At 74.5% G+C, this 20,310-nt stretch carries 17 protein-coding genes and 1 riboswitch; of the genes, 12 read left to right on the forward strand and 5 right to left on the reverse strand.

What is annotated here, in order from left to right; genetic code table 11:
* The first annotated feature begins 25 nt into the window (after nucleotides 1-25).
* Nucleotides 26-3,478: a beta strand repeat-containing protein gene (locus tag AC6H2I_RS27345; RefSeq protein ID WP_497503939.1), complete on the forward strand. Its 3,453-nt coding sequence runs from the start codon at nucleotides 26-28 to the stop codon at nucleotides 3,476-3,478.
* Between the two features lie 16 nt (nucleotides 3,479-3,494).
* Here AC6H2I_RS27345 and AC6H2I_RS27350 read toward each other — a convergent pair whose 3' ends face one another.
* Nucleotides 3,495-4,610, reverse strand: a complete 1,116-nt coding sequence (locus AC6H2I_RS27350) for an AbrB family transcriptional regulator (protein WP_497503940.1) — start codon at nucleotides 4,608-4,610, stop codon at nucleotides 3,495-3,497.
* A gap of 167 nt (nucleotides 4,611-4,777) precedes the next feature.
* Between AC6H2I_RS27350 and AC6H2I_RS27355 the strand changes: the two genes are divergently transcribed.
* Entirely contained in the window at nucleotides 4,778-5,356 is a 579-nt protein-coding gene (locus tag AC6H2I_RS27355; RefSeq protein ID WP_497503941.1) for a TetR/AcrR family transcriptional regulator, read from the forward strand.
* Nucleotides 5,357-5,468: 112 nt separating this feature from the next.
* Here the strand turns inward: AC6H2I_RS27355 and AC6H2I_RS27360 are convergent, their stop codons facing one another.
* Entirely contained in the window at nucleotides 5,469-6,581 is a 1,113-nt protein-coding gene (locus AC6H2I_RS27360) for a 2-aminoethylphosphonate--pyruvate transaminase (protein WP_497503942.1), read from the reverse strand.
* 347 nt (nucleotides 6,582-6,928) lie between these two features.
* Here AC6H2I_RS27360 and AC6H2I_RS27365 point away from each other — a divergent pair, with 347 nt between their 5' ends.
* The 4 genes from AC6H2I_RS27365 (at nucleotide 6,929) to AC6H2I_RS27380 (ending at nucleotide 11,906) form a co-directional block, all read left to right on the forward strand.
* Nucleotides 6,929-7,957: a putative 2-aminoethylphosphonate ABC transporter substrate-binding protein gene (locus tag AC6H2I_RS27365; RefSeq protein WP_497503943.1), complete on the forward strand. Its 1,029-nt coding sequence runs from the start codon at nucleotides 6,929-6,931 to the stop codon at nucleotides 7,955-7,957.
* A 10-nt stretch (nucleotides 7,958-7,967) separates the two neighbouring features.
* Nucleotides 7,968-9,068 (forward strand): putative 2-aminoethylphosphonate ABC transporter ATP-binding protein, encoded by a 1,101-nt coding sequence (locus AC6H2I_RS27370; protein WP_497503944.1) that lies wholly within the window; start codon nucleotides 7,968-7,970, stop codon nucleotides 9,066-9,068.
* Entirely contained in the window at nucleotides 9,065-10,774 is a 1,710-nt protein-coding gene (locus AC6H2I_RS27375) for a putative 2-aminoethylphosphonate ABC transporter permease subunit (protein ID WP_497503945.1), read from the forward strand. The genes AC6H2I_RS27370 and AC6H2I_RS27375 overlap by 4 nt, the downstream gene beginning before the upstream one ends.
* Before the next feature lie 40 nt (nucleotides 10,775-10,814).
* Nucleotides 10,815-10,922, forward strand: a riboswitch (SAM-I-IV-variant riboswitch).
* 42 nt (nucleotides 10,923-10,964) lie between these two features.
* The gene (locus AC6H2I_RS27380) at nucleotides 10,965-11,906 is read left to right on the forward strand and encodes a homoserine O-succinyltransferase (protein WP_497503946.1); all 942 of its coding nucleotides are present in this window, start codon (nucleotides 10,965-10,967) and stop codon (nucleotides 11,904-11,906) included.
* A 13-nt stretch (nucleotides 11,907-11,919) separates the two neighbouring features.
* Here the strand turns inward: AC6H2I_RS27380 and AC6H2I_RS27385 are convergent, their stop codons facing one another.
* A complete protein-coding gene (locus AC6H2I_RS27385; RefSeq protein WP_497503947.1) occupies nucleotides 11,920-12,792 on the reverse strand; it encodes a LysR substrate-binding domain-containing protein in 873 nt (290 codons plus the stop codon).
* Between the two features lie 113 nt (nucleotides 12,793-12,905).
* Between AC6H2I_RS27385 and phnX the strand changes: the two genes are divergently transcribed.
* Entirely contained in the window at nucleotides 12,906-13,733 is an 828-nt protein-coding gene (gene phnX, locus AC6H2I_RS27390; RefSeq protein WP_497503948.1) for a phosphonoacetaldehyde hydrolase, read from the forward strand.
* Nucleotides 13,730-15,100, forward strand: a complete 1,371-nt coding sequence (pbfA, locus tag AC6H2I_RS27395) for a (R)-1-hydroxy-2-aminoethylphosphonate ammonia-lyase (protein ID WP_497503949.1) — start codon at nucleotides 13,730-13,732, stop codon at nucleotides 15,098-15,100. The genes phnX and pbfA overlap by 4 nt, the downstream gene beginning before the upstream one ends.
* 69 nt (nucleotides 15,101-15,169) lie before the next feature.
* Here pbfA and AC6H2I_RS27400 read toward each other — a convergent pair whose 3' ends face one another.
* Nucleotides 15,170-16,465, reverse strand: coding sequence for a hypothetical protein (locus tag AC6H2I_RS27400; protein WP_497503950.1), 1,296 nt, complete (start codon nucleotides 16,463-16,465; stop codon nucleotides 15,170-15,172).
* 159 nt (nucleotides 16,466-16,624) lie between these two features.
* Between AC6H2I_RS27400 and AC6H2I_RS27405 the strand changes: the two genes are divergently transcribed.
* From AC6H2I_RS27405 to AC6H2I_RS27420, 4 genes are read left to right on the forward strand one after another with little or no spacing between them, the layout of a single operon-like run.
* Complete coding sequence (locus AC6H2I_RS27405; protein ID WP_497503951.1) at nucleotides 16,625-17,038, forward strand: DUF6152 family protein; 414 nt, start codon at nucleotides 16,625-16,627, stop codon at nucleotides 17,036-17,038.
* Nucleotides 17,035-17,544, forward strand: coding sequence for a hypothetical protein (locus AC6H2I_RS27410; protein WP_497503952.1), 510 nt, complete (start codon nucleotides 17,035-17,037; stop codon nucleotides 17,542-17,544). Before AC6H2I_RS27405 ends, AC6H2I_RS27410 begins: the two co-directional genes overlap by 4 nt.
* Nucleotides 17,545-17,594: 50 nt before the next feature.
* Nucleotides 17,595-18,104 (forward strand): hypothetical protein, encoded by a 510-nt coding sequence (locus AC6H2I_RS27415; protein ID WP_497503953.1) that lies wholly within the window; start codon nucleotides 17,595-17,597, stop codon nucleotides 18,102-18,104.
* Nucleotides 18,101-19,429 (forward strand): GAF domain-containing protein, encoded by a 1,329-nt coding sequence (locus tag AC6H2I_RS27420; RefSeq protein ID WP_497503954.1) that lies wholly within the window; start codon nucleotides 18,101-18,103, stop codon nucleotides 19,427-19,429. The genes AC6H2I_RS27415 and AC6H2I_RS27420 overlap by 4 nt, the downstream gene beginning before the upstream one ends.
* 98 nt (nucleotides 19,430-19,527) lie before the next feature.
* Here AC6H2I_RS27420 and AC6H2I_RS27425 read toward each other — a convergent pair whose 3' ends face one another.
* The gene (locus AC6H2I_RS27425; protein ID WP_497503956.1) at nucleotides 19,528-20,298 is read right to left on the reverse strand and encodes a 2-keto-4-pentenoate hydratase; all 771 of its coding nucleotides are present in this window, start codon (nucleotides 20,296-20,298) and stop codon (nucleotides 19,528-19,530) included.
* Nucleotides 20,299-20,310: the final 12 nt, after the last annotated feature.

Consider the following 20,310-nt stretch of genomic DNA (forward strand, 5'->3'; position numbering starts at 1 on the left):
TGACGGCGCTTCACGGAAGGACCCCATGGCCGATCCCACCTTCGCCCTCGTCGCCACCAACCCCTTCGGCCTCAGCGCCGGCGACACCTATCCGGCGCTCCGCCTGGTGGACATCGACGCGGACGGCGACCTGGACGCGTTCATCGGCGGCAACGCCGGCAACACCGCCGTCCACACCAACGTCGGCACCAGCGCGTCGCCAACGTTCTCGCTGCTGGGGACCAACCCCTACGGGCTGGCCAATGCCGGGCCCAACACGCGGCCGGCCTTCGCCGACGTCGACGGGGACGGTGACCTCGACCTCTTCCTGACGACCTCGACGGGCACGATCTACTACTACCGCAACGACGGCAGCTCCGCCTCGGCGTCCTTCGCGCTGGCGGGGACCAACGCCTTCGGCCTCGGCCCCGGAGCCGCCGTCACCACCCCGGCGCTGGGCGATCTCGACGGCGACGGCGACCTCGACGCCATCGTCGGCATCGGCAACGGCAACTTCGTCGTCTACACCAACACCGGCTCGACCACCGCGCCGACCTTCGTCTCGGCGGGCACCAACGCCTTCGGCCTCGGCGACGTGGGCGCCTGGGCGACCCTCGCCCTCACCGACCTCGACGGCGACGGCGACCTCGACGTGCTGGCCGGCGCCAACACGGGCTCCACCTATCTTTTCCGCAACGGCGGGTCGACCACCGCGCCGACCTTCGTCCTGGAGGCCACCAACCCGTTCGGGCTGACCGCCTTCGGCTCAAGCCTCGTGCCGGAGGTGCAGGACATCGACGGCGACGGCGACCTGGACGCGCTGATCGCCACCGGCACCGATCTCTACCTCTTCCTCCAGGGCGCGCCGCCGGCGGCGCCGGGCACGCCGGACCTGGCCGCGGCCTCGGACAGCGGCGCGTCCAGCACGGACAACCTCACCAACGCGACCACCCCGACACTCAACGGGACGGCGGAGGCCGGGGCCACGGTGGTCGTGTCCGACGGCGCCGTCGCGATGGGCACGGCCACGGCCGACGCCACCACCGGCGCGTGGACCCTGACGCTGGGGTCGCTCAGCGACCGCACGATGTCCCTGACGGCGCGCGCCATCAACGCGTTCGGCACCTCCGACGCCTCGGCGGCGCTGAGCGTCACCATCGACACCACGGCCCCCTCCCCGCCCCAGGCGGTGGCGCTGGACACGGCGTCCGACAGCGGCACCCAGTGGGACGGCATCACCAACGTCGCCACGCCGGCCATCACCGGGGCGAGCGCCGAGACGGCGACGGTGGTGCTCTACGACGGGGCGACGGCGGTCGGCACGACCTCCGTGGCGGGCATGGCGTTCTGGACCATCACCGCCGCCAGCCTCGCCGACGCCGCCCATTCGCTGACGGCCGTCCTCATCGACGCGGCCGGCAACACCTCCACACCGTCCTCGACGGTGTCGGTGACCATCGACACCGCCGCTGGCGCGCCCACCGGCCTGGCCATCGCCGCCGCCTCCGACAGCGGCACCACCGGCGACGGGATCACCAGCGCCACCGCGCCCACCATCACCGGAACCGTCGCCGAGGCCGGCACCGTCATCCTCTACGACGGCGCCACCGCCCTGGGCACGGCGACCGCCGCGGCGGCCGGGGCCTGGACCATCACCCCCGCCAGCCTCGCCGACGCCACCCACACCCTGACCGCCCGCCTCACCGACGCCGCCGCCAACACCTCGGCGGCGTCCGCCGCGCTCAGCGTCACCATCGACACCACCGCCGCCGCCCCCACCGGCCTCGCCCTGGACGCCGCGTCGGACAGCGGCACCGTGGGCGACCGCCTCACCAGCGACGCCACCCCCACCATCACCGGAACCGTCGCCGAGGGCGGCACCATCGTCCTCTACGACGGCGCCACCGCCGTCGGCACCACCACGGCGGCCGGCCCGGGGGCGTGGACCATCACCGCGCCCAGCCTCGCCGACGCCACCCATTCGCTGACGGCGGTCCTCACCGACGCGGCCGGCAACACCTCCACCGCCACCGCGGCGCTCGCCGTCACCATCGACACCACCGTCCCCGCCCCGCCCGCCAGCGGCGGCGACAGCGGCGGCACCAGCATCGTCACCCCCATCTCCCAGACGCCGGTGACGGTCACCTCCACCCAGACCACCACCACGACGGTGGACGGGGTGGCGGTGCAGGAGGTGCGGCTGACCACCAGCGCCGGGGCGGTGATCGAGGTCATCGACGTGCCCGTGGTCACCGCCGACCGCACCGACGCGGACGTCGCCACGGCGGAGGCCGACATCCCGCTGGCCCAGGACCCGGCGACCGGCCAGACGACGCTGCTGGCCAGCGTGCCGGTCGGCGTCGGGCTGCGGGCGGAGGGGGTGACCACGGCCCAGGCGCCGGCCGCCGCGTCGGCCGGCCTGGTCCAGGCGATCCAGGCCCGCACCGCCGGCAGCACCACGGACCAGGCCGCCATGAGCGACGCCGGCCAGGCGTTCGTCGCCGCGCTGCCCGATGACAGCCAGATCTCGGTGCGGACCATCGTGCCGACGGTGACCGCGGGCTCCGCGGCGCCGGCCGCGCCCCTGGTCATCACCGGCAGCACGCCCACGGGAGCGACGGCGCGCGAGGCGCTGGTGATCGACGCCTCGGGCCTGCCGTCGGGAACCGTGATCCAGCTCGACAACGTCGCCTTCGCCGCGGTGGTCGGGGCGGTGCAGGTGACCGGCGGCGCGGGCTCCCAGACGGTGGTCGGCGACAGCGGCGCCCAGTACATCGTCCTGGGCGCCGACGACGACACCCTGCGCGGCGGCGACGGCAACGACTATGTCGGCTCGCGCGACGGCGACGACGTGCTGTTCGGCGACGGCGGCGCCGACACGGTGGAGGGCGGGGCCGGCAACGACGCGCTCTACGGCAACCGGCAGGACGACGTGCTCTACGGCAACGCCGGCCAGGACACCCTGTTCGGCGGCCAGGACGCCGACACCCTCTACGGCAATTTGGACGGCGACGCCGTCTACGGCCAGCGCGGCGCCGACGGGGTCTACGGCAACAAGGGGGCGGACACCCTGTTCGGCGGCCAGGCCGACGACAGCCTGTTCGGCGGGCAGGACGACGACCTGCTCTACGGGGGCCTCGGCGACGACGTGCTCGAGGGCGACATGGGCAGCGACACCCTGTGGGGCGGCGCCGGCGCCGACCGCTTCGTCATCCGCAGCCCCGGGGAGGGCGCCGACCAGATCGCCGATTTCGAGAGCGGGACCGACACCATCGCCGTGGTCGGCCCCAATTTCGGGGCGATCCCCGCCGGCACCCTGTCGGCCGCCCACTTCGCCCTGGGGGCACCGGGCGACGCCGACGACTGGTTCGTCTTCGACACCACCACCGGCGTGCTGTCCTTCGACGCCGACGGCTCGGGCGCCGGCGCCGCGGTGGCCATCGCCACCCTGGACACCCGCACCCTCGCCCACAGCGACATCACCGTGCTGGCAGGGTAGCGGTGCGGGGTGGCCGTCAGTCGCCGGCGGCGGGGCACGGCTCGGCGCCGGCACGCCGCGCGACGAAGCGGGCGACCGCCGGGCCGATGAACAGGACGACCAGGAAGCGGGTGGTCTGCAACGCCACCACGAAGGGCAGGTCGACGTCGCTGCCGGCGGCGATGATCGCCACGGAGTCGGCGCCGCCGGGGCTGGTGGCGAGGTAGGCGGTCAGCGGGTCGACGTCGCCCAGCACCACCAGCAACGCCGCCAGCCCCCCGCACAGGACGATCAGCGTCAGGATGGACGCGGCGATGCGCGGCAGGGCGCGCGCCGCGTGGGCGATGATCGGGCGGGTAAAGCGCAGGCCGATGCTCCAGCCCAGCACGGCGTAGCTCACCGCCAGCAGCCAGGGCGGCAGGGTGATGGTCAGGACGCCCACGCCCTGCAGCAGGGTGGCCGCGGCCAGCGGCAGCAGCAGCGGTCCGGCCGGCACCCGCAGCACCAGCGCGAGGCCGAGCGCCGCCGCGGCGAGCGCCAGGGTCGCCGCCAGGGACACCCCGTCGACGGCGGGAAACCAGTGCGCCCAGGTCACCACCGCGGGGGCCGCGCCGGGACCGGCGGTGACGCTGGCCACCGCCGAGGCGCACAGCGCCACCAGCGCCACGCGCAGGTACTGCATCAGCGCGACCAGCCGGGTGTCGGCCCCGAATTCGCCGGACATCACCGTCATCACCGAGGCCGCGCCGGGGAAGGAGCCCCACACCGCGGTGGTGCCCGGCAGCACGCGGGCCCGCGCCAGCATCCAGCCCAGCCCGTTGCTGGCGAGGATCACCGAGGTGACGGCCACCAGGAACAGCGGCCAGTCGGCCAGGATCTCGCCGAGGATGGAGGGCTGCAGGCTGCTGGCGATCATGCAGCCGATCACCGCCTGGGCCGCGACGAAGCCGCCCTGGGGCACCCGGACCGTGCCGCCCGCGGCGGCCACCGCCACGCCGGCGCCCATGGCGCCGAGCAGCACGGCGGCCGGCAGCCCCGCCAGCTCCAGCCCCAGGGCGACGGCGGCCGACAGCAGCAGCAGAACCGCCCACTGGGCCAGGGCGGGGCACCGCCCCAGGTCGGCGAGGCGGGCAAGACGCGCGGGTGCGGGCATGGGGGTCCGTTCAGGCGGCAAGGGCGATGTCGCTGTCATGCACCACGCGGGCGGCGCGGGGAACGCCCACGGTGAGGGATGACAGGGCGGCCCCGCCGCGATATGTGAGGGCAGCCTCGCACATTGGATAGTTGAGGATGGCCTCGCAAAAGTCAAGGACCGACGCCGTGGCGCCCAAGCGCCAGCGCGGCCGCGAGCGCGTCCAGGGCCTGCTGGACGCGGCCGCCGCGGTGTTCGCGGAGAAGGGCTACGACGCCGCGACCATGACCGAGGTCGCCGCCCGCGCCGGCGCGGCGATCGGCTCGCTCTACCGCTTCTTCCCGGTCAAGCAGGCGCTGGCCGACGCCCTGCTCGCCCGCTACGCCGAGCGCATGACGGCGGGGCTGGACGCGGTCGCGGCGCGGGTGCGCGCGCAGGGAGCGGACGCGCTGGCCGGCGGGATCGTCGACCTGATGCTGGCCCTGCGCACCGACCGGGCGGCCGCCATCGCGCTGGTCGACGCCAGCCCCGAGTCCACCGACCGGCGGGCCGGGCTGCGCGCCGACGTGCGCCGGCGCCTCGCCGCCATCCTGCTGGACGCCGGCGCCGCCGCCGGCCCGGACGCCGCGGCGGCCAAGGCGGCGGTGATCCTGCACCTGATGAAGGCGCTGCCCGCCCTGGCCGAGGAGGAGGAGGCGACCGGCGCAAGCGGCCTGGTGGAGGCGGCGCGCCGGACCATCGCCCTGGTCGCGGGGGGATGGAGCTAAGCAGGGTGTCCGACCTCGGCCCACCCATGGGCGGGCTCGGAAGCCCTGCAAAACCATGGGGGTCCGCAGGTTTCGCCGGGTCGGACCGGTGGCCCGATCCGGCGAAACCGGCCTAGTGGGCGATCCCCATCTCGCCCAGCGCCTCGGCCACGGCGGCCACGCAGCCGCGCATCACGGTGGCGTCGACCGCGCCGATGCAGCCCAGGCGGAAGCTCTCCACCGCGGTCATCTTGCCGGGGTAGATGACGAAGCCGCGCCGCTTCATGGCCTCGTAGAGGGCGGCGAAGCGGTAGCGCGGGTCGTCGGGCGCCAGCACGGTGACGATGATCGGGGCCTGCAGCGACGGCTCCAGCAGGGTGGCGAGCCCGATCCCGCGCAGCCCCGCCACCAGCGCGTCGCGGTTGGCGGCGTAGCGGGCCAGCCGGCCGGGTTGCCCACCCGCGGCGTCGAACTCGTCGAGCGCCTGGCGGAAGGCCGCCAGGACATGGGTGGCCGGGGTGTAGCGGAACTGGCCGGTGCGCTCCATGTACGCCCACTGCGCCGCCAGGTCGAGGCTGAGGGGGACGCCGGCGCGCCCCTCAGCCGCCGCCAGCGCCTCGGTGCGGGCGATGACGAAGCCGAGGCCGGGAACCCCCTCCAGGCACTTGTTGGTGGAGAAGACGATGGCCTCCCAGGGGTGCCGCCGGGGGTCGAGCGGCAGCGCGCCGAAGGCGCTCATGGCGTCGACCAGCAGGCGGACACCGCGGGCGGCGGCGACCGCGGCGATGCCCTCCGCCTCGTTGAGCACGCCCGTCGAGGTCTCCACCTGGACCACCGCGGCATGGGTGATCGCCGGGTCGGCGGCCAGGGCGCGGTCCACGGCGGCAGCGGTCAGCGGCCGGCCCTCCCCGGCCTCGACCACCGCGTGGGGGATGCCGCCACGCCGGCAGATCTCCAGCATGCGCTCGCCATAGGCGCCGTTGACGCCGACCAGCACCCGGGAGTCCCGCCCCGCCAGGGTGAGCAGCGCCGCCTCCACCGCGAAGGTGCCGCTGCCCTGCAGGGGAACGCAGGCGTAGCGGTCGGCCGGCGCGCCGGCGATGGCGAGCAGCCGGGCCCGCACCTCGGCGGTGAGGGCGCGGAAGTCGCCGTCCCACGAGCCCCAGTCCTCCAGCATCGCCCGCTTCACCGTGGCGGTGGTGGTGAGCGGGCCGGGGGTGAGCAGCCAATGGCGGGGGCCGGTCATGATCGGTGGTCCTGTCGGGTCCTGCGGTCGCTGTCGGGCCAGACTGCCGCAGCCCGATCCATCAGTCAAAGCGCGTTCCACAATCCTCGCATAGATCAAACCTATGGATGCCGGCGCCGGATCTTTTCCTTTTCGGCCAGCGGGTTGCGCGACGCCCGGCGGGCCGGGCCGGGGCGTGGGCCGGCCCGGCCCGGCCCACGGCGGGGGGCTGGTGGCCCAAGACGTCACGAAAACATCCGTCGCGGGTCATCAAACGGTCGTTGCCCACGGCGATGATGCGCCCGGCACCGCGACCTTCGCCGTCGCCACGCAGGAACCGCCACAGGGATCGGGGGAACGAGATGGGGATGAAGACGCTGCTGGCCGCCACCGCGGCCGTGGCCGCGCTGGGCGCCGCGCTGGCCGCTCCGGCCGAGGCCAAGACCGAGCTGACCGTCTACACCGCGGTCGAGCCGGAGGAACTGGACGGTTTCGAGAAGGCCTTCGAGGCGGCCAACCCCGGGATCGACATCCGCTGGGTCCGCGACAGCACCGGCATCGTCACCGCCAAGCTGCTGGCCGAGAAGGACAACCCCCGGGCCGACGTGATCTGGGGCCTGGCCGCCACCAGCCTGCTGGTGATGGACAAGGAGGGCATGCTCGAGCCCTACGCGCCCAAGGGCGTCGAGGCCCTGGACAGGAAGTACGTCGACACCCGCAGCGCCACCCCGCACTGGGTCGGCCAGCGCGCCTGGATCGCCTCGGTGTGCGTCAACACGGTCGAGGCCGCGGCCAAGAACCTGCCCATGCCGGCCACCTGGGAGGACCTGGCGAAGCCGGTCTACAAGGGCGCCATCGTCATGCCCAACCCCAACTCCTCGGGCACCGGCTTCCTCGACGTCTCCTCATGGATGCAGATGTGGGGTGCGGAGAAGGCGTGGGGCTACATGGACCGGCTGCACGAGAACGTCGCGGTCTACACCCACTCCGGCTCCAAGCCCTGCAAGATGGCCGCGAAGGGCGAGTTCCCCATCGGCATCTCCTTCGCCTATGTCGGCGCCCAGCTCATGGAGAAGGGCGCGCCGGTCGCGGTGATCGCGCCGTCGGAGGGCGTGGGCTGGGACCTGGAGTCCTTCGCCCTGGTCAAGGGCTCGAAGAACCTGGAGGCGGCCAAGGCCCTGGCCGACTGGTCGGTCACCCGCCAGGCCAACGCGATGTACAACGAGGCCTACGCCGTCGTCGCCATGCCCGGGGTGGCCAAGCCGGTCAAGCACTTCCCCGAGGGCATCGCGGACAAGATGATCGACAACGACTTCGCCTGGGCGGCGGAGCACCGCGCCGGGATCCTCAAGACCTGGCAGGAGCGCTACGGCGCCAAGTCCGAGCCGAAGAGCTGAGGCGCCGGCCATGACCCTCTCCCCGCCGCCGCCGGCGCTGCGCGTCGAGGGCGTCACCAAGGCCTACGGGCCGTTCCGGGCGCTCGACGACGTGTCGCTGTCGGTGGCGGAGGGGGAGTTCGTCTGTTTCCTCGGGCCGTCGGGCTGCGGCAAGACCACGCTGCTGCGCGTCGTCGCCGGGCTGGAGCGCCAGACCGCGGGCCGGGTGTTCCAGCGTGGCGCCGACGTGTCCGACCGGCCGCCGGCGGGCCGCGACTTCGGCATCGTGTTCCAGTCCTACGCCCTGTTCCCCAATCTGACGGTGGCGCGCAACATCGCCTATGGGCTGGAGCATGGGGCGGGCGTGGCGCGCCGGCCGCGCCCCGAGATCGCACGGCGGGTCGCCGCGCTGCTGGACCTGGTCGGCCTTGCCGACCAGGCGGCCAAGTATCCGGCGCAGCTCTCCGGCGGGCAGCAGCAGCGCGTCGCCCTGGCCCGCGCGCTCGCCTCGGCGCCGGGGCTGCTGCTGCTGGACGAGCCGCTGTCGGCGCTGGACGCCAAGGTACGCCTGCGCCTGCGCGGCGAACTGCAGGCGCTGCAACGGCGCCTCGGCGTCACCACCATCATGGTCACCCACGACCAGGAGGAGGCGCTGTCGGTCGCCGACCGCATCGTCGTCATGAACCACGGGCGGATCGAGCAGGTGGGGACGCCGGCGGAGATCTACGGCCGTCCCGCCACCCCCTTCGTCGCCGGCTTCGTCGGCATCGTGAACTTCCTCGACGGCCACCGCGGCGCCGACGGGCGCCTGCGCTTCGGCCCGCCCAACGGCCACGGCGGCGAGCCGGTGATCTTGTGCCTGCGCCCGGAGGACGTGGCGTGCGAGCCCGCCGGCGACGCCGCCGCGGTCGGCGACGGCGTCTTCGCCGGCACGGTGGCGGGGGCGGAGTTCCTCGGGCCGGTCTACCGCACCCGCGTCGCCGTTCCGGGGCTGGCGGCCGAGCCCATCGTCGCCGACCTGCCGGCGGCCCGCGCCCTTGGCCTCGGGCTCGAGCCGGGGCGGGTGGTGCGGGTGCGCCTGTCCACCGACCGCGTGCGTGCCTTCCCCGCCGGCGCCGGGAGCGCCGCGTGAGCGTCCGCGCCGACACCGCCCCGCCGTCCGCCGCCGTGGCCGCGGCCGGCGGCTGGGACGGCGAGCGGTGGGCGCTGCGCGCCGCGCTGCTGGGGGTCGGCGGCTTCCTGGCGGTGTTCGTCCTGCTGCCGCTGGCCTCCCTGCTGGCGCGCAGCGTGCTGGACCGCGACGGGGCCTTCGTCGGCCTTGCCAACTTCGTGGCGTACGCGACCTCGCCCAGCCTGTCGGTGTCGCTGCTGAACTCCCTCCTCGTCGCCGGCCTGACCACGGCGCTGGTGGTGCCGCTGGCCTTCGTCTACGCCTACACGCTCACCCGCTCGCGCCTGCGCGCCCGCGGCCTGCTGCGCCAGGTGGCGATGCTGCCTCTGCTCGCCCCCTCGCTGCTGCCGGCCATCGCCCTGGTCTATCTCTTCGGCAACCAGGGCCTGCTGCGCGCGCTGCTGATGGGGCACAGCGTCTACGGCCCGATCGGCGTGGTGCTGGGGATGTGCTTCTACGTCTTCCCCCACGTGCTGCTGATCCTGGTGACCGCGCTCTCCACCGCCGACGGCCGCCTCTACGAGGCGGCGGCGGCGCTCGGGGCCGGGCGCTGGACGGTGTTCCGCACGGTGACGCTGCCCGGCGCGCGCTACGGGCTGGTCAGCGCGTCGGTGGTGGCCTTCACCCTGGCCATCACCGATTTCGGCGTGCCGAAGGTGATCGGCGGCTCCTTCGACGTGCTCGCCACCGACGTCTACAAGCAGGTGGTGGGGCAGCAGAACTTCGCCATGGGGGCGGTGGTCGGCATGGTGCTGCTGGTCCCGGCGGTGGTGGCCTTCGCCATCGACCTGGTGGTGCAGCGCCGCCAGAGCGCGGCGGTCGGCGCCCGCTCGGTGCCCCACGCGCCGCGCCGCAGCCGGGCCCGCGACGCCGTCCTGGCCGCGGTCTGCCTGCCGGTGGCGGCCGCCATCGTCGGCGTGCTCGGCACCGCGGCGTGGGCGTCCTCGATCACCTTCTGGCCCTACGACCTGACGCCGACCTGGGCCCACTACGACTTCGCCGCCAACTCCCCCGACGGCTGGCGCCCCTACCTCAACAGCCTGGAGATGGCCGGCTGGACGGCGCTGGCCGGCAGCGTCGTGGTGTTCACCGGCGCCTACCTCCTGGAGAAGGGGCGCGGCCACACCGCCCTGCGCCACACCATCCGCGGCCTGGCGATGGTGCCGCTGGCGGTGCCGGGGCTGGTGCTGGGCCTCGCCTACATCTTCTTCTTCAACGCGCCGGGCAACCCGCTGGAGGTGCTCTACGGCACCATGGCGATCCTGGTGCTGGCGACGGTGGCCCATTTCTACACCGTGGCCCACCTCACCGCGGTCACCGCCCTGAAGCAGGTCGACGCGGAGTTCGAGGCCGCCGCGGCGTCGCTCAAGGTGCCGTTCTGGACCACCTATCTCCGGGTGACCGCGCCGGTGTGCCTGCCCGCCATCCTCGACATCGCCGTCTACCTCTTCGTCAACGCCATGACCACGGTGAGCGCGGTCGTCTTCCTCTACGCCCCCGACACCAAGCTGGCCTCCATCGCCGTCCTCAACATGGACGACGTCGGCGACACCGCGCCGGCCGCCGCCCTGGCCATGCTGATCTTCGCCACCGCCTTCGCAGTGCGCGTCCTCTTCCTCGCCGCCGCCCGCACCCTGGTCGCCCGCACCCAGGCCTGGCGGCGGTGAAGCCGGGCATTGCCATCGCCGAGGCTCTGCTGTAAAACCAGCGGCGCATCAAGAGTTGGGGCGACGCCCAACGCCAACCTGCCGATCCGGGCAAGGTGGCGCTTCCGCAAGGAAGGATGTGGCCGCTCCGGCAACCAATCGGAACCAGGCCACGGCGTCCACCCCGGCACCAGGGGAGATGGACGCGACCATGCCGATCAAGATTCCGGACGACCTGCCGGCCCGCCGCACGCTCGAGACCGAGGGCGTGGAGGTGATGGGGGAGGCCGACGCCGTCCGCCAGGACATCCGGCCGCTGCGCATCGGGCTGCTGAACCTGATGCCCAACAAGATCAGCACCGAAACCCAGCTCGCCCGTCTGGTCGGCGCGACGCCGCTGCAGGTCGAGCTGACCCTGGTGCGGATCACCAACCACGTGGCCCGCAACACGCCGTCGGCCCACCTGGAATCCTTCTACCGCCCCTGGTCCGACGTCAGCGCCGAGCGCTTCGACGGCTTCCTGATCACCGGAGCCCCGGTGGAGCGGCTGCCCTTCGAGGCGGTCACCTACTGGGACGAGCTGTGCCGCATCCTCGACTGGACGCAGACCCACGTCCACCATTGCCTGACCATCTGCTGGGCGGCCCAGGCGGCGGTCCACCACTTCCACGGCATGCCCAAGCACGACCTGCCGCGCAAGGCGTTCGGCGTCTTCCCCCACCGCACCCTGGTGCCGGCCTCGCCCTACCTGCGGGGCTTCGCCGACCGCTTCCCGGTCCCGGTGTCGCGCTGGACCGAGGTGCGGCGCGCCGACATCCCGCCGGAGTCCGGCCTGGTGGCGCTGGCGGAAAGCGAGGAAAGCGGCCTGTGCCTGCTCGACGATCCGCGGCACCGCTGCCTGCACATGTTCAACCACCTCGAATACGACACCGCGTCCTTGGGGGCGGAGTACACGCGCGACGTGACCGCCGGGCTCGACGTCGACCCGCCCGCCGGCTACTACCCGGGCGACGACCCGGCGCGGCCGCCGGAGAACTCCTGGCGGGGCGGCGCCCATCTGCTGTTCGGCAACTGGATCAACGCGATCTATCAGACCACGCCGTTCGACGTGGACGCCATCGGCACCGGCGCCGGCAGCCCCGGTCCGAGCTGACGGCCGGCCCCCCTCATCCCCCGTATTCCCGCGCCACGTCCATGAAGGCGCGCACGGTGCGCAGGCGGCGGCGCTCGCGCAGGCACACCGCGTACTCGGTCATGGTCAGCGTGGCGCCGGTGATCGGCAGCTTCACCAGCCGGGTGTCCCGGCCCATCTCGCTCTCGGCCACCACCCCGGCGCCGAAGCCGGCGGCCACCGCCTCGCGCGCCGCCTCGCGGGTGTTCACCTCGATCACCACGTCGGGCTCGAGGCCGCGTTCCGCCAGCGCGCGCTCCATCACCCGCCGGGTGACCGAGCCGCTGGCCCGCCACACCACGGGCTGGCCGGCGAACGCCTCGATGGCCACCGAGCCACGCTCCGCCCAGGGGTGGTCGCGCGGCACGAAGGCGACGACCCGCGGGCTGGACAGCGGCACCGCCACCAGCCGCGGGTCGCCGTAGACGTCGGCCAGCACCGCCACGTCGGTGCGGTAGTCGTAAAGGGTTTGCAACACCTCCGCGGAACTGCCCAGCGCCACCTCGTAGCGCAGCTCGGGGTGGCGGCGGCGCAGCCGGCTGAGCAGCGGCATCACCGCGAACGGGCTGTCGGCGCCCAGCCGCAGCCGCCCGCCGTCGAGGCGCATGCGGGTGTCCAGCAGCTCCTCCGCCTCCTCCTGCAGGGCGAACAGGCGGGAGGTGACCGACAGCAGTTGGCGGCCGAGGTCGGTCAGCACCACCTTGCGGCCCTGGCGGTCGAACAGGCGCACCCCGGACGCCTCCTCCAGCGCCCGCACCTGACCGGAAATGGTCGGCTGGGTGACGTTCAGCGCCTTGGCGGCGCGGGTGAAGCTGCGCTCGGTCGCGACCATGTGGAAGGCGCGGAGCTGGGCGGTGTTCATGGTCATCGTCGATAGGCCATGGTCTATGTAAGGCACCGATTTCCCGATTTGATTTATGGTAACGCGGATGCTTCGCTGGCGCCAACGCCAAGCTCCGCCGCCCCAGGGAGACGCCACCGATGACCCCCTTCGCCTATCGCCGCCGCTACGTGGGGCCGGTCCGCCTCGTCGTCTTCGACTGGGCCGGCACCTGCATCGATCATGGCTGCCGCGCCCCGGCGGCGGTGTTCCAGGCGGCCTTCGCCGAGCTGGGCGTGGCCATCGACGAGGCCGAGGCGCGCGCGCCGATGGGGCTGCCGAAGTGGGACCACATCCGCGCCATCGGCACCGCCATCGACGGCCGGTGGCGCGCCGCGACCGGCGCGCCGTTCAGCGACGCCGACGCCGACGCGGTGTACCAGCGCTTCCTGCCGCGCCAGATCGCCGTGGTCGGCGACTACGCCGACGTCATCGCCGGCGTGCCCGAGGTGGTGGCGGGGCTGCGCGCGCGGGGCGTGCGCATCGGCTCGACCACCGGCTACACCCGGGCGATCATGGAGGCCTGCGTGGCCAAGGCGGCCAGCCAGGGCTACGCCCCCGACGCGATGGTCTGCGCCGGCGACCTGCCCACCGGCCGGCCCGGCCCCCACATGGTGTTCCGCCTGATGGGCGAGCTGGACGTCCATCCCCCGGCCGCGGTGGTCAAGGTCGGCGACACCCCGGTCGACGTGGAGGAGGGGCTGAACGCCGGCGCCTGGACCGTGGCGGTGGCGGCCACCGGCAACGAGGTGGGGCTGACCGCCGAGGCCCTGGCCGCCCTGCCCGCCGAGGAGCGCCGGGCCCGGCTGGAGCGCGCGGCGGGCCGCCTGGCGGCGGCCGGCGCCCACTACGTGGTCCCGTCGGCGGCCGGGCTGGCCCCGGTGATCGCCGACATCGAGGCGCGGCTGGCCCGCGGCGAGACGCCATGAGCGATCCCCGTCCGTCGCCGCGCCAGGAGCGGCAGGAGGGCGACACCAACCGTTCGCCGCGCCGCGCCGCCTGGGCCGAGGCCCACGTCGGCCCGGCGGCCGCGGCGCTGGTGGCGCGCGACGCCCGCGTGTTCCTCAAGCAGTCCCTGTCGACCCCCTGCCTGTCGGCGGTGCGCAAGGCCGAGGGGATCTGGATCGAGGACGCCGACGGCCGCCGCTTCATGGATTTCCATGGCAACAACGTCCATCACATCGGCTACGGCCATCCCCGCCTCAAGGCGGCGCTGGCCCGCCAGATGGAGGAGCTGCCGTTCTGCCCCCGCCGCTTCACCAACGACGCCGCGGTGGCCGTGGCGGAGGCTCTGACGGCGGCGGCGCCGGCCGGGCTGGACCGGGTGCTGTTCGCCACCGGCGGCTCCGACGCGCTGGAGATCGCGCTGAAGCTGGCCCGGGTCGCCACCGGCCGGTTCAAGACGGTGAGCTTCTGGGACGCCTTCCACGGCGCCGGATTCGGCGCCGCCAGCGTCGGCGGCGAGGCCCATTTCCGCAGCCACGGCCTGGGGCCGCTGCTGGCCGGGGCGGAGCACGTGGCGCCCTTCGCCTGCTACCGCTGCCCCTACGGCCACGGCGGTCCCGACACCTGCGGCCTCGCCTGCGCCACCATGCTGCGCTACGTGCTGGAGCGCGAGGGCGACGTCGCCGCGGTGGTGGCGGAGCCGGTGCGCAGCGTCCCCTACCTGCCGCCGCCCGGCTTCTGGCCGGCGGTGCGCCAGGCCTGCGACGCGGCCGGCGCCCTGCTGATCTTCGACGAGATCCCCAACGGCCTGGGCCGCACCGGCCACCTCTTCACCGCCGAGCGGGTCGGCGTGACCCCCGACCTGCTGGTGCTGGGCAAGGCGCTGGGCGGCGGCATGCTGCCGGTGGCGGCGGTGCTCGCCCGCGCCGGCCTCGACGTGGCCGGCCACCTCTCGCTCGGCCACTACACCCACGAGAAGAACCCGCTGATGGCGCGCGCCGCCCTGACCACCCTGGAGATCATCCGCGACGAGGGGCTGGTGGAGAACGCCGCTGCGGTGGGCACCCACGCCGTGGACCGCCTGCACGCCCTCGCCGACCGTCATCCGATCATCGGCGACGTGCGCGGCGCCGGCCTGCTCCTGGGGGTCGAGCTGGTGCAGGACCGCGCCAGCCGCGCCCGCGCCGACGACGCCGCGGAACGGGTGCTCTATGCGGCGCTCGCCCGCGGTCTGTCGTTCAAGACGACCATGGGCTCGGTGCTGACCCTGACGCCGCCGCTGGTCACCACGGTGGCCGAGATGGACCAGGCCCTCGACATCCTCGACGCGGCGCTGGCCGAGGCGGCGTAGCGACCGGCGATCCCGGCGCCCCTCCCCCGCCACCGCGGGGGAGGGGGACTTCGCACCGGCGACGCCGGATCACTGCGGTTGGGGCTGGGGCTGCTGGGACTGGGGCTGGGACTGGGGCTGGGACTGGGACTGGGCCGGAGCGCCGGAGGGCGCGGCGGCCGGCGGCTGACCGGAGGCGCCCGCCGCCGGGCCGGACGGGCTGCCGGTGGCCTCCGACGTGCCCGCACCCTGCGTCCCGGCCCCTTCCACCGGGGCGTCCTGGGCGGTCTCCTGCTGCACCCGCTCCAGATCGGCGATGGCCTGGCGCAGCGTCTCCTCCTTGCGGGTGATCTGCTCCAGGTTGGACTGGGCCTGCTGGTAGGTCTGGCGCAGCGCCGACAGGGTGCCGGACTGGTCCTCGATTTCCGCCTTCATGGTGGCCAGGGCGTCGGACGCCTTCTGCTGGGCCTGCTGCGTCTCCGCCAGGCGCTGCTGGGCCGAGGTCAGCTCCTCGTTGCGGGCGGCCACGGCCTGGCGCAGTTCGGCCAGGGACCGGCGCTGCTGCTCCACCTCCGCGGTCAGACCCTCCAGGGTCTCGCTGGTCTCCTGCTCGCGCGACTGCGCCGCGCTCAGGCGCTGCTGGGTGGTCGACAGCTCCTCGCTGCGCGCCGCGAGGTCGCTGCGCAACCCGGTCATGCTCTCCTGCAGGCCGGCCTGCTCCTGGCGCAGCCCTTCGACCTGGGATTGCAGGCTGGAGACCTCCTGGTTGCGGGTCTCCAGGGTCTCGGTGGCGTCGGTGATCTGCGCCGTCAGCGTCTCCTGGGCGGTGCGCAGCTCCTCCAGGCGCGTCGCCGCCTGCTCCACCTCGGCGGTGCGCTGCTGCACCCGGCGGTCGAGGCCGCCGGCCTCCTCCTGCAGCGCGGCAAGCTGGCGCTCGGCCTGGGGAAGCTGGCCGTGGATCTCGTCGCGGCGCTGGCGCAGCCCGTCCAGCTCCTCCTGGGTGCTGGCGGTCTCGGTGCGCAGGCGCTCCAGGTCGCCGGTCAGGGCGTCGCGTTCGCCGACCTGGCCTTGCAGGGTGGTCATCTCCCCCGACACCCGGTCGCGCTCGGCGGCCGCGGCGGCCACCTCGTCCTGAAGGCGCGGGATCTGCTCCTGGCGCAGCGACGTGACGGTGGCCTGCGCCTCGTCGCGGGCGCTGGTCACCGTCGCCAGCCGCTCCTGCAGGGCGGCCACCTCGTCGCGCGCCGACCCGGCCGCCGACCAGCCCCACACCGCGGCGATGATGGCGATGGCGGACACGGCGCCCAGGCCGTAGACGGTCCAGGGATTGGCCCAGGACGGGCGGGCGGGGTCGGCGGTGGCGGTGGTGTGCGAATGGTCGCTCATGGCGCGGAGGTCCTCCCGGGTGGCAGCCAACGTCTCTTGAGGAGAAGAACGGCGCAGGTCACGCCACGGTTCCCGCGGGCGCCGGCTTTCCCGCGGCGCCGACGGCCCCATCTTCAAGGGGCGGCAGACGTCACGCCGCCACGTCGAGCGGAGGGAAGCATGACGACGACGCCAGCCGGTCGCGGCCGGACAGCCCTGGCCGCCACCATCGTCGCGGGCGCGATCCTGGCGGCGGGAGCCCCCCTGGCCCGCACCGCCCTGGCCCACCATGGCTGGTCCTGGGCCGAGGCCGACCAGATCGAGCTGACCGGCACGATCCGCGAGGTCTACATCGGGCCGCCCCACCCGGTGCTGACGGTGGAGGCCGCCGACGGCGCCACCTGGACGGTGGAGCTGGGCAACCCGCGGCAGACCGCCCGCTCCGGCTTCGACGACAAGGCCGCGGCGGTGGGCGACCGGGTGGTGGCGCTGGGCAACCGCTCCAGCGACCCGCAGGAACGGCGGCTGAAGGCGGTGCGCCTCACCGTGGGCGAACGCACCTACGACATCTATCCCGACCGCATCCGCGAGTGAGCGCGGCCGAGGGGATGGCGGACGGGCTGCTGGGCGCGGTTCTCCGGTCGCTGGGAGAGTCCGCCCCGGCAGCCGCGCTGCGCGCCGACGCGACCGCCTACCTGCTGGTCAACGCCGCCCACATCCTCGGCCTGGGGCTGCTGATCGGGGCGATCGCGACGCTGGACCTGCGGCTGCTGGGCGCCTTCCGCGCCGTGCCCCTGGGCGCGTTTGCGCCGCCGCTGGCGCGGGTGGCGGCGTTCGGGCTGGGCCTGGCGGTGCTGACCGGGGTGGGGCTGGTCAGCGTGCGCCCCGCCGCCTACGCCGCCAACCCCGCGTTCCTGGCCAAGCTCGCGGCGGTTGCCGCGGCCGCGGCCAACGCGCTGGCGCTGCGCCGCTCGGCGGCATGGCGCGCCGCGCTGGCTGGCGCCCCGGTGGCGGGCGTCGTGCGCCTCTCGGCCGCGCTGTCGCTGGCGCTGTGGACGGCGGCCATCCTGTGCGGCCGGTGGATCGGATTCAGCCTCTAGGCCAGCCATCGGCGCCCTGGCGGGCGCCACCGCACCTTGTTAGACTGACCATGGTGTCGCAAGCGGCGGTGGCGGGCGTGCAGGAGCCGGGGTGGGGCGGCGGGATCGCCGCGTTTCTCGAGCAGGGCGTCAGCGTGGTCGCGTCGTCCGGCGACGTGGCGAACCGGCCAGTGGTGAGCCGCGCCCTCGCCTGCCGGCTCGACCCGGGCGCCCGGCGGGTCACCGTGCTGCTGGCGGCGGCCCCCTCGGCGGCGCTGCTCGACGCGGTCGCCGAGACCGGGCGGATCGCCGTGGCGGCGACGCTGCCCAGCACCCACCGTTCGGTCCAGCTCAAGGGCGGCGACGCCCGGGTGGTCCCGCCGCCCGCCGGCGCCCATGCCCTGGTCGCTGCCCACGTCGCGGCGTTCGCCCTGGACCTGGAGACCGTCGGCTTCGAGGTCGAGTTCACCGCCGCCCTGATGGCGTGCGACCCCGACGACGTCGTCGCCGTCGTCTTCACCGCGCAAACGGTGTTCGACCAGACGCCCGGGCCTCGCGCCGGCCAGGCGCTCGCCCCATGACCCCGTCCCTCGACGCCATCCGCTCCTGCCTGGAGGGCGTGGTCCCGGCGACGATCGCCACCTGCGGCGCCGACGGCACCCCCAACGTCTCCATGCTGTCCCAGGTGCACTACGTGGACGAGGGCCATGTCGCCCTGTCCTACCAGTTCTTCAACAAGACCCGGCGCAACATCCTGGAGAACCCTCTGGCGAGCTTGCAGGTCATCGACCCCGCCACCGCGGCGCAGTACCGGATGGCGCTGCTCTACCAGCGCACCGAGACGGCCGGGCCGCTGTTCGAGAGCATGAAGGCCAAGCTGGCCGGCATCGCCTCCCACGTCGGCATGGACGGGGTCTACCGCCTGATGGGGGCCGACCTCTACCGGGTGCTGTCGATCGAGGCGGTGCCCGGTGCGGTGCGCACGCTGCCGGGGCGCCGGCGGAGCCTGCTGCCGGCCCTGCGCCGCGCCTGCACGGCGCTGGCCGGCGCCGCCGACCTGGGGGAGCTGCTGGACCGCGTCCTCACCGCGCTTAAGGACGGATTCGCGGTGGAGCACGCGCTGGTGCTGCTGCTGGACGAGGCGGGGCAGCGGCTCTACACCATGGCCGCCCTGGGCTACGCGGATTCCGGTGTCGGTTCGGAGGTGGCGCTGGGCCAGGGGGTGATCGGGGTGGCGGCGCGCGAGCGCACGCCGATCCGCATCACCCACATGACCAGCGACTGGAACTACGGCCGCGCCGCACGGGACGGCGCCGCCGGTGCCGGGCTCGCCTGCGCCACCGAGATCCCCTTCCCCGGCCTGGCCCGGCCGGCCAGCCAGCTCGCCGTGCCGATCCTCGCCGGGCCGCGGCTGCTCGGCGTGCTGTTCGTGGAGAGCGCGCAGGACCTGCGCTTCCGCTACGACGACGAGGACGCGCTGGCCACCCTGGCGCTCCAGCTCGCCGCGGCGATGCAGGCGCTGCGCCACGGCGCCGCCGCCCCGGAGCCGGCGCCCGAACCGGTGGCCACGCGCCCCGTCGGCCCGCCCGCCCTGATCCGCCACTACGCCGCCGACGACAGCGTGTTCGTCGACCACGAGTACCTCATCAAGGGGGTGGCGGGCGCCATCTTCTGGAAGCTGGCGCGCGACCACGTCGCCCACGGCCGCACCGAGTTCACCAACCGGGAGCTGCGCCTCGACCCGGAGATCCGCCTGCCCGATGCGGCGGAGAACCTGGAGGCGCGGCTCATCCTGCTGCAGCGCCGCCTCGCCGAGCGCTGCGACGCCGTGCGCATCGAGAAGACCGGGCGGGGCCGCTTCCGCCTCGCCGTCGCCCGCCCACTGACCCTCGACGCCCCGCTCTGACCGGCGGCCCGGCCGCCCGGCGTGCGGTGAGGCACGTCCGCGCAATCCGGCGATCCGGCTCCCCCGCGGCATGCCGCGGGGGAGCCGGGCACCCCGGGTCAGCCGGCGGTGAAGCGCAGCTCGACCCGGCCGAGGCCGGGCATCTCCGCCGCCACCGCCGCGGTCGGGCCGACCAGGGTGAGGCCGGACATGGTGCCGGTGGTCACCACCGCGCCTTCGGGCATGCCGGTGCCGCGCGCCGACAGCGCGTTGACCAGCCAGACCAGCAGGGCGAAGGGGTCGCCGGCCGGGTTGCCGCCGGTGCCGGCGTGGCGCTCCTCGCCGTCCACGGTCAGGCGAACCGGCTGGGTCAGCGGGTCGATGCCGCGCCAGTCGGCCAGCGGCGCCCCCACCACCAGATGGCCGTTGGACTGGAAATCGGCGAGCTGGGCCAGCGGCGAGGCCGCCGTGCGCTCGACGTAGCGGGTGTCGACCACCTCCAGCGCCGGCATCAGGGCGGCGACGGCGTCGAGCACCTCGGCGCGGGTGTAGGCGGCGGCGCGCGGCGGCAGGGCGCGGCCGAAGCGCACGGCGATCTCCGCCTCGATGCCGCGCATGGCGAAGGCGGCGCCGTCCAGCTCCGCCGGCCCCTCGCTGATGGCCGAGGCCAGGAGGGCGGCGCAGTTGGGCTCGGCATCGGGGGCGCGGGCGCCCACCTTCCAGCCGCCGCAGACGTCCCCCAGCTTGGCCAGCACGGCGTCCTGGATGGCGTAGGCGTCGGCCGCGGAGCGCGGCTGCAGGTCGGCGGGAAGGTCGGCGGGGCGCGGGCCGCCGCGCCGCGCGGCGACCAGCAGGTCGGCGGCGAGGTCGATGCAGGAGGCGGTGTCCATGGGGTGCGTCCA

The organism is Azospirillum sp. NS33 (assembly GCF_059703765.1).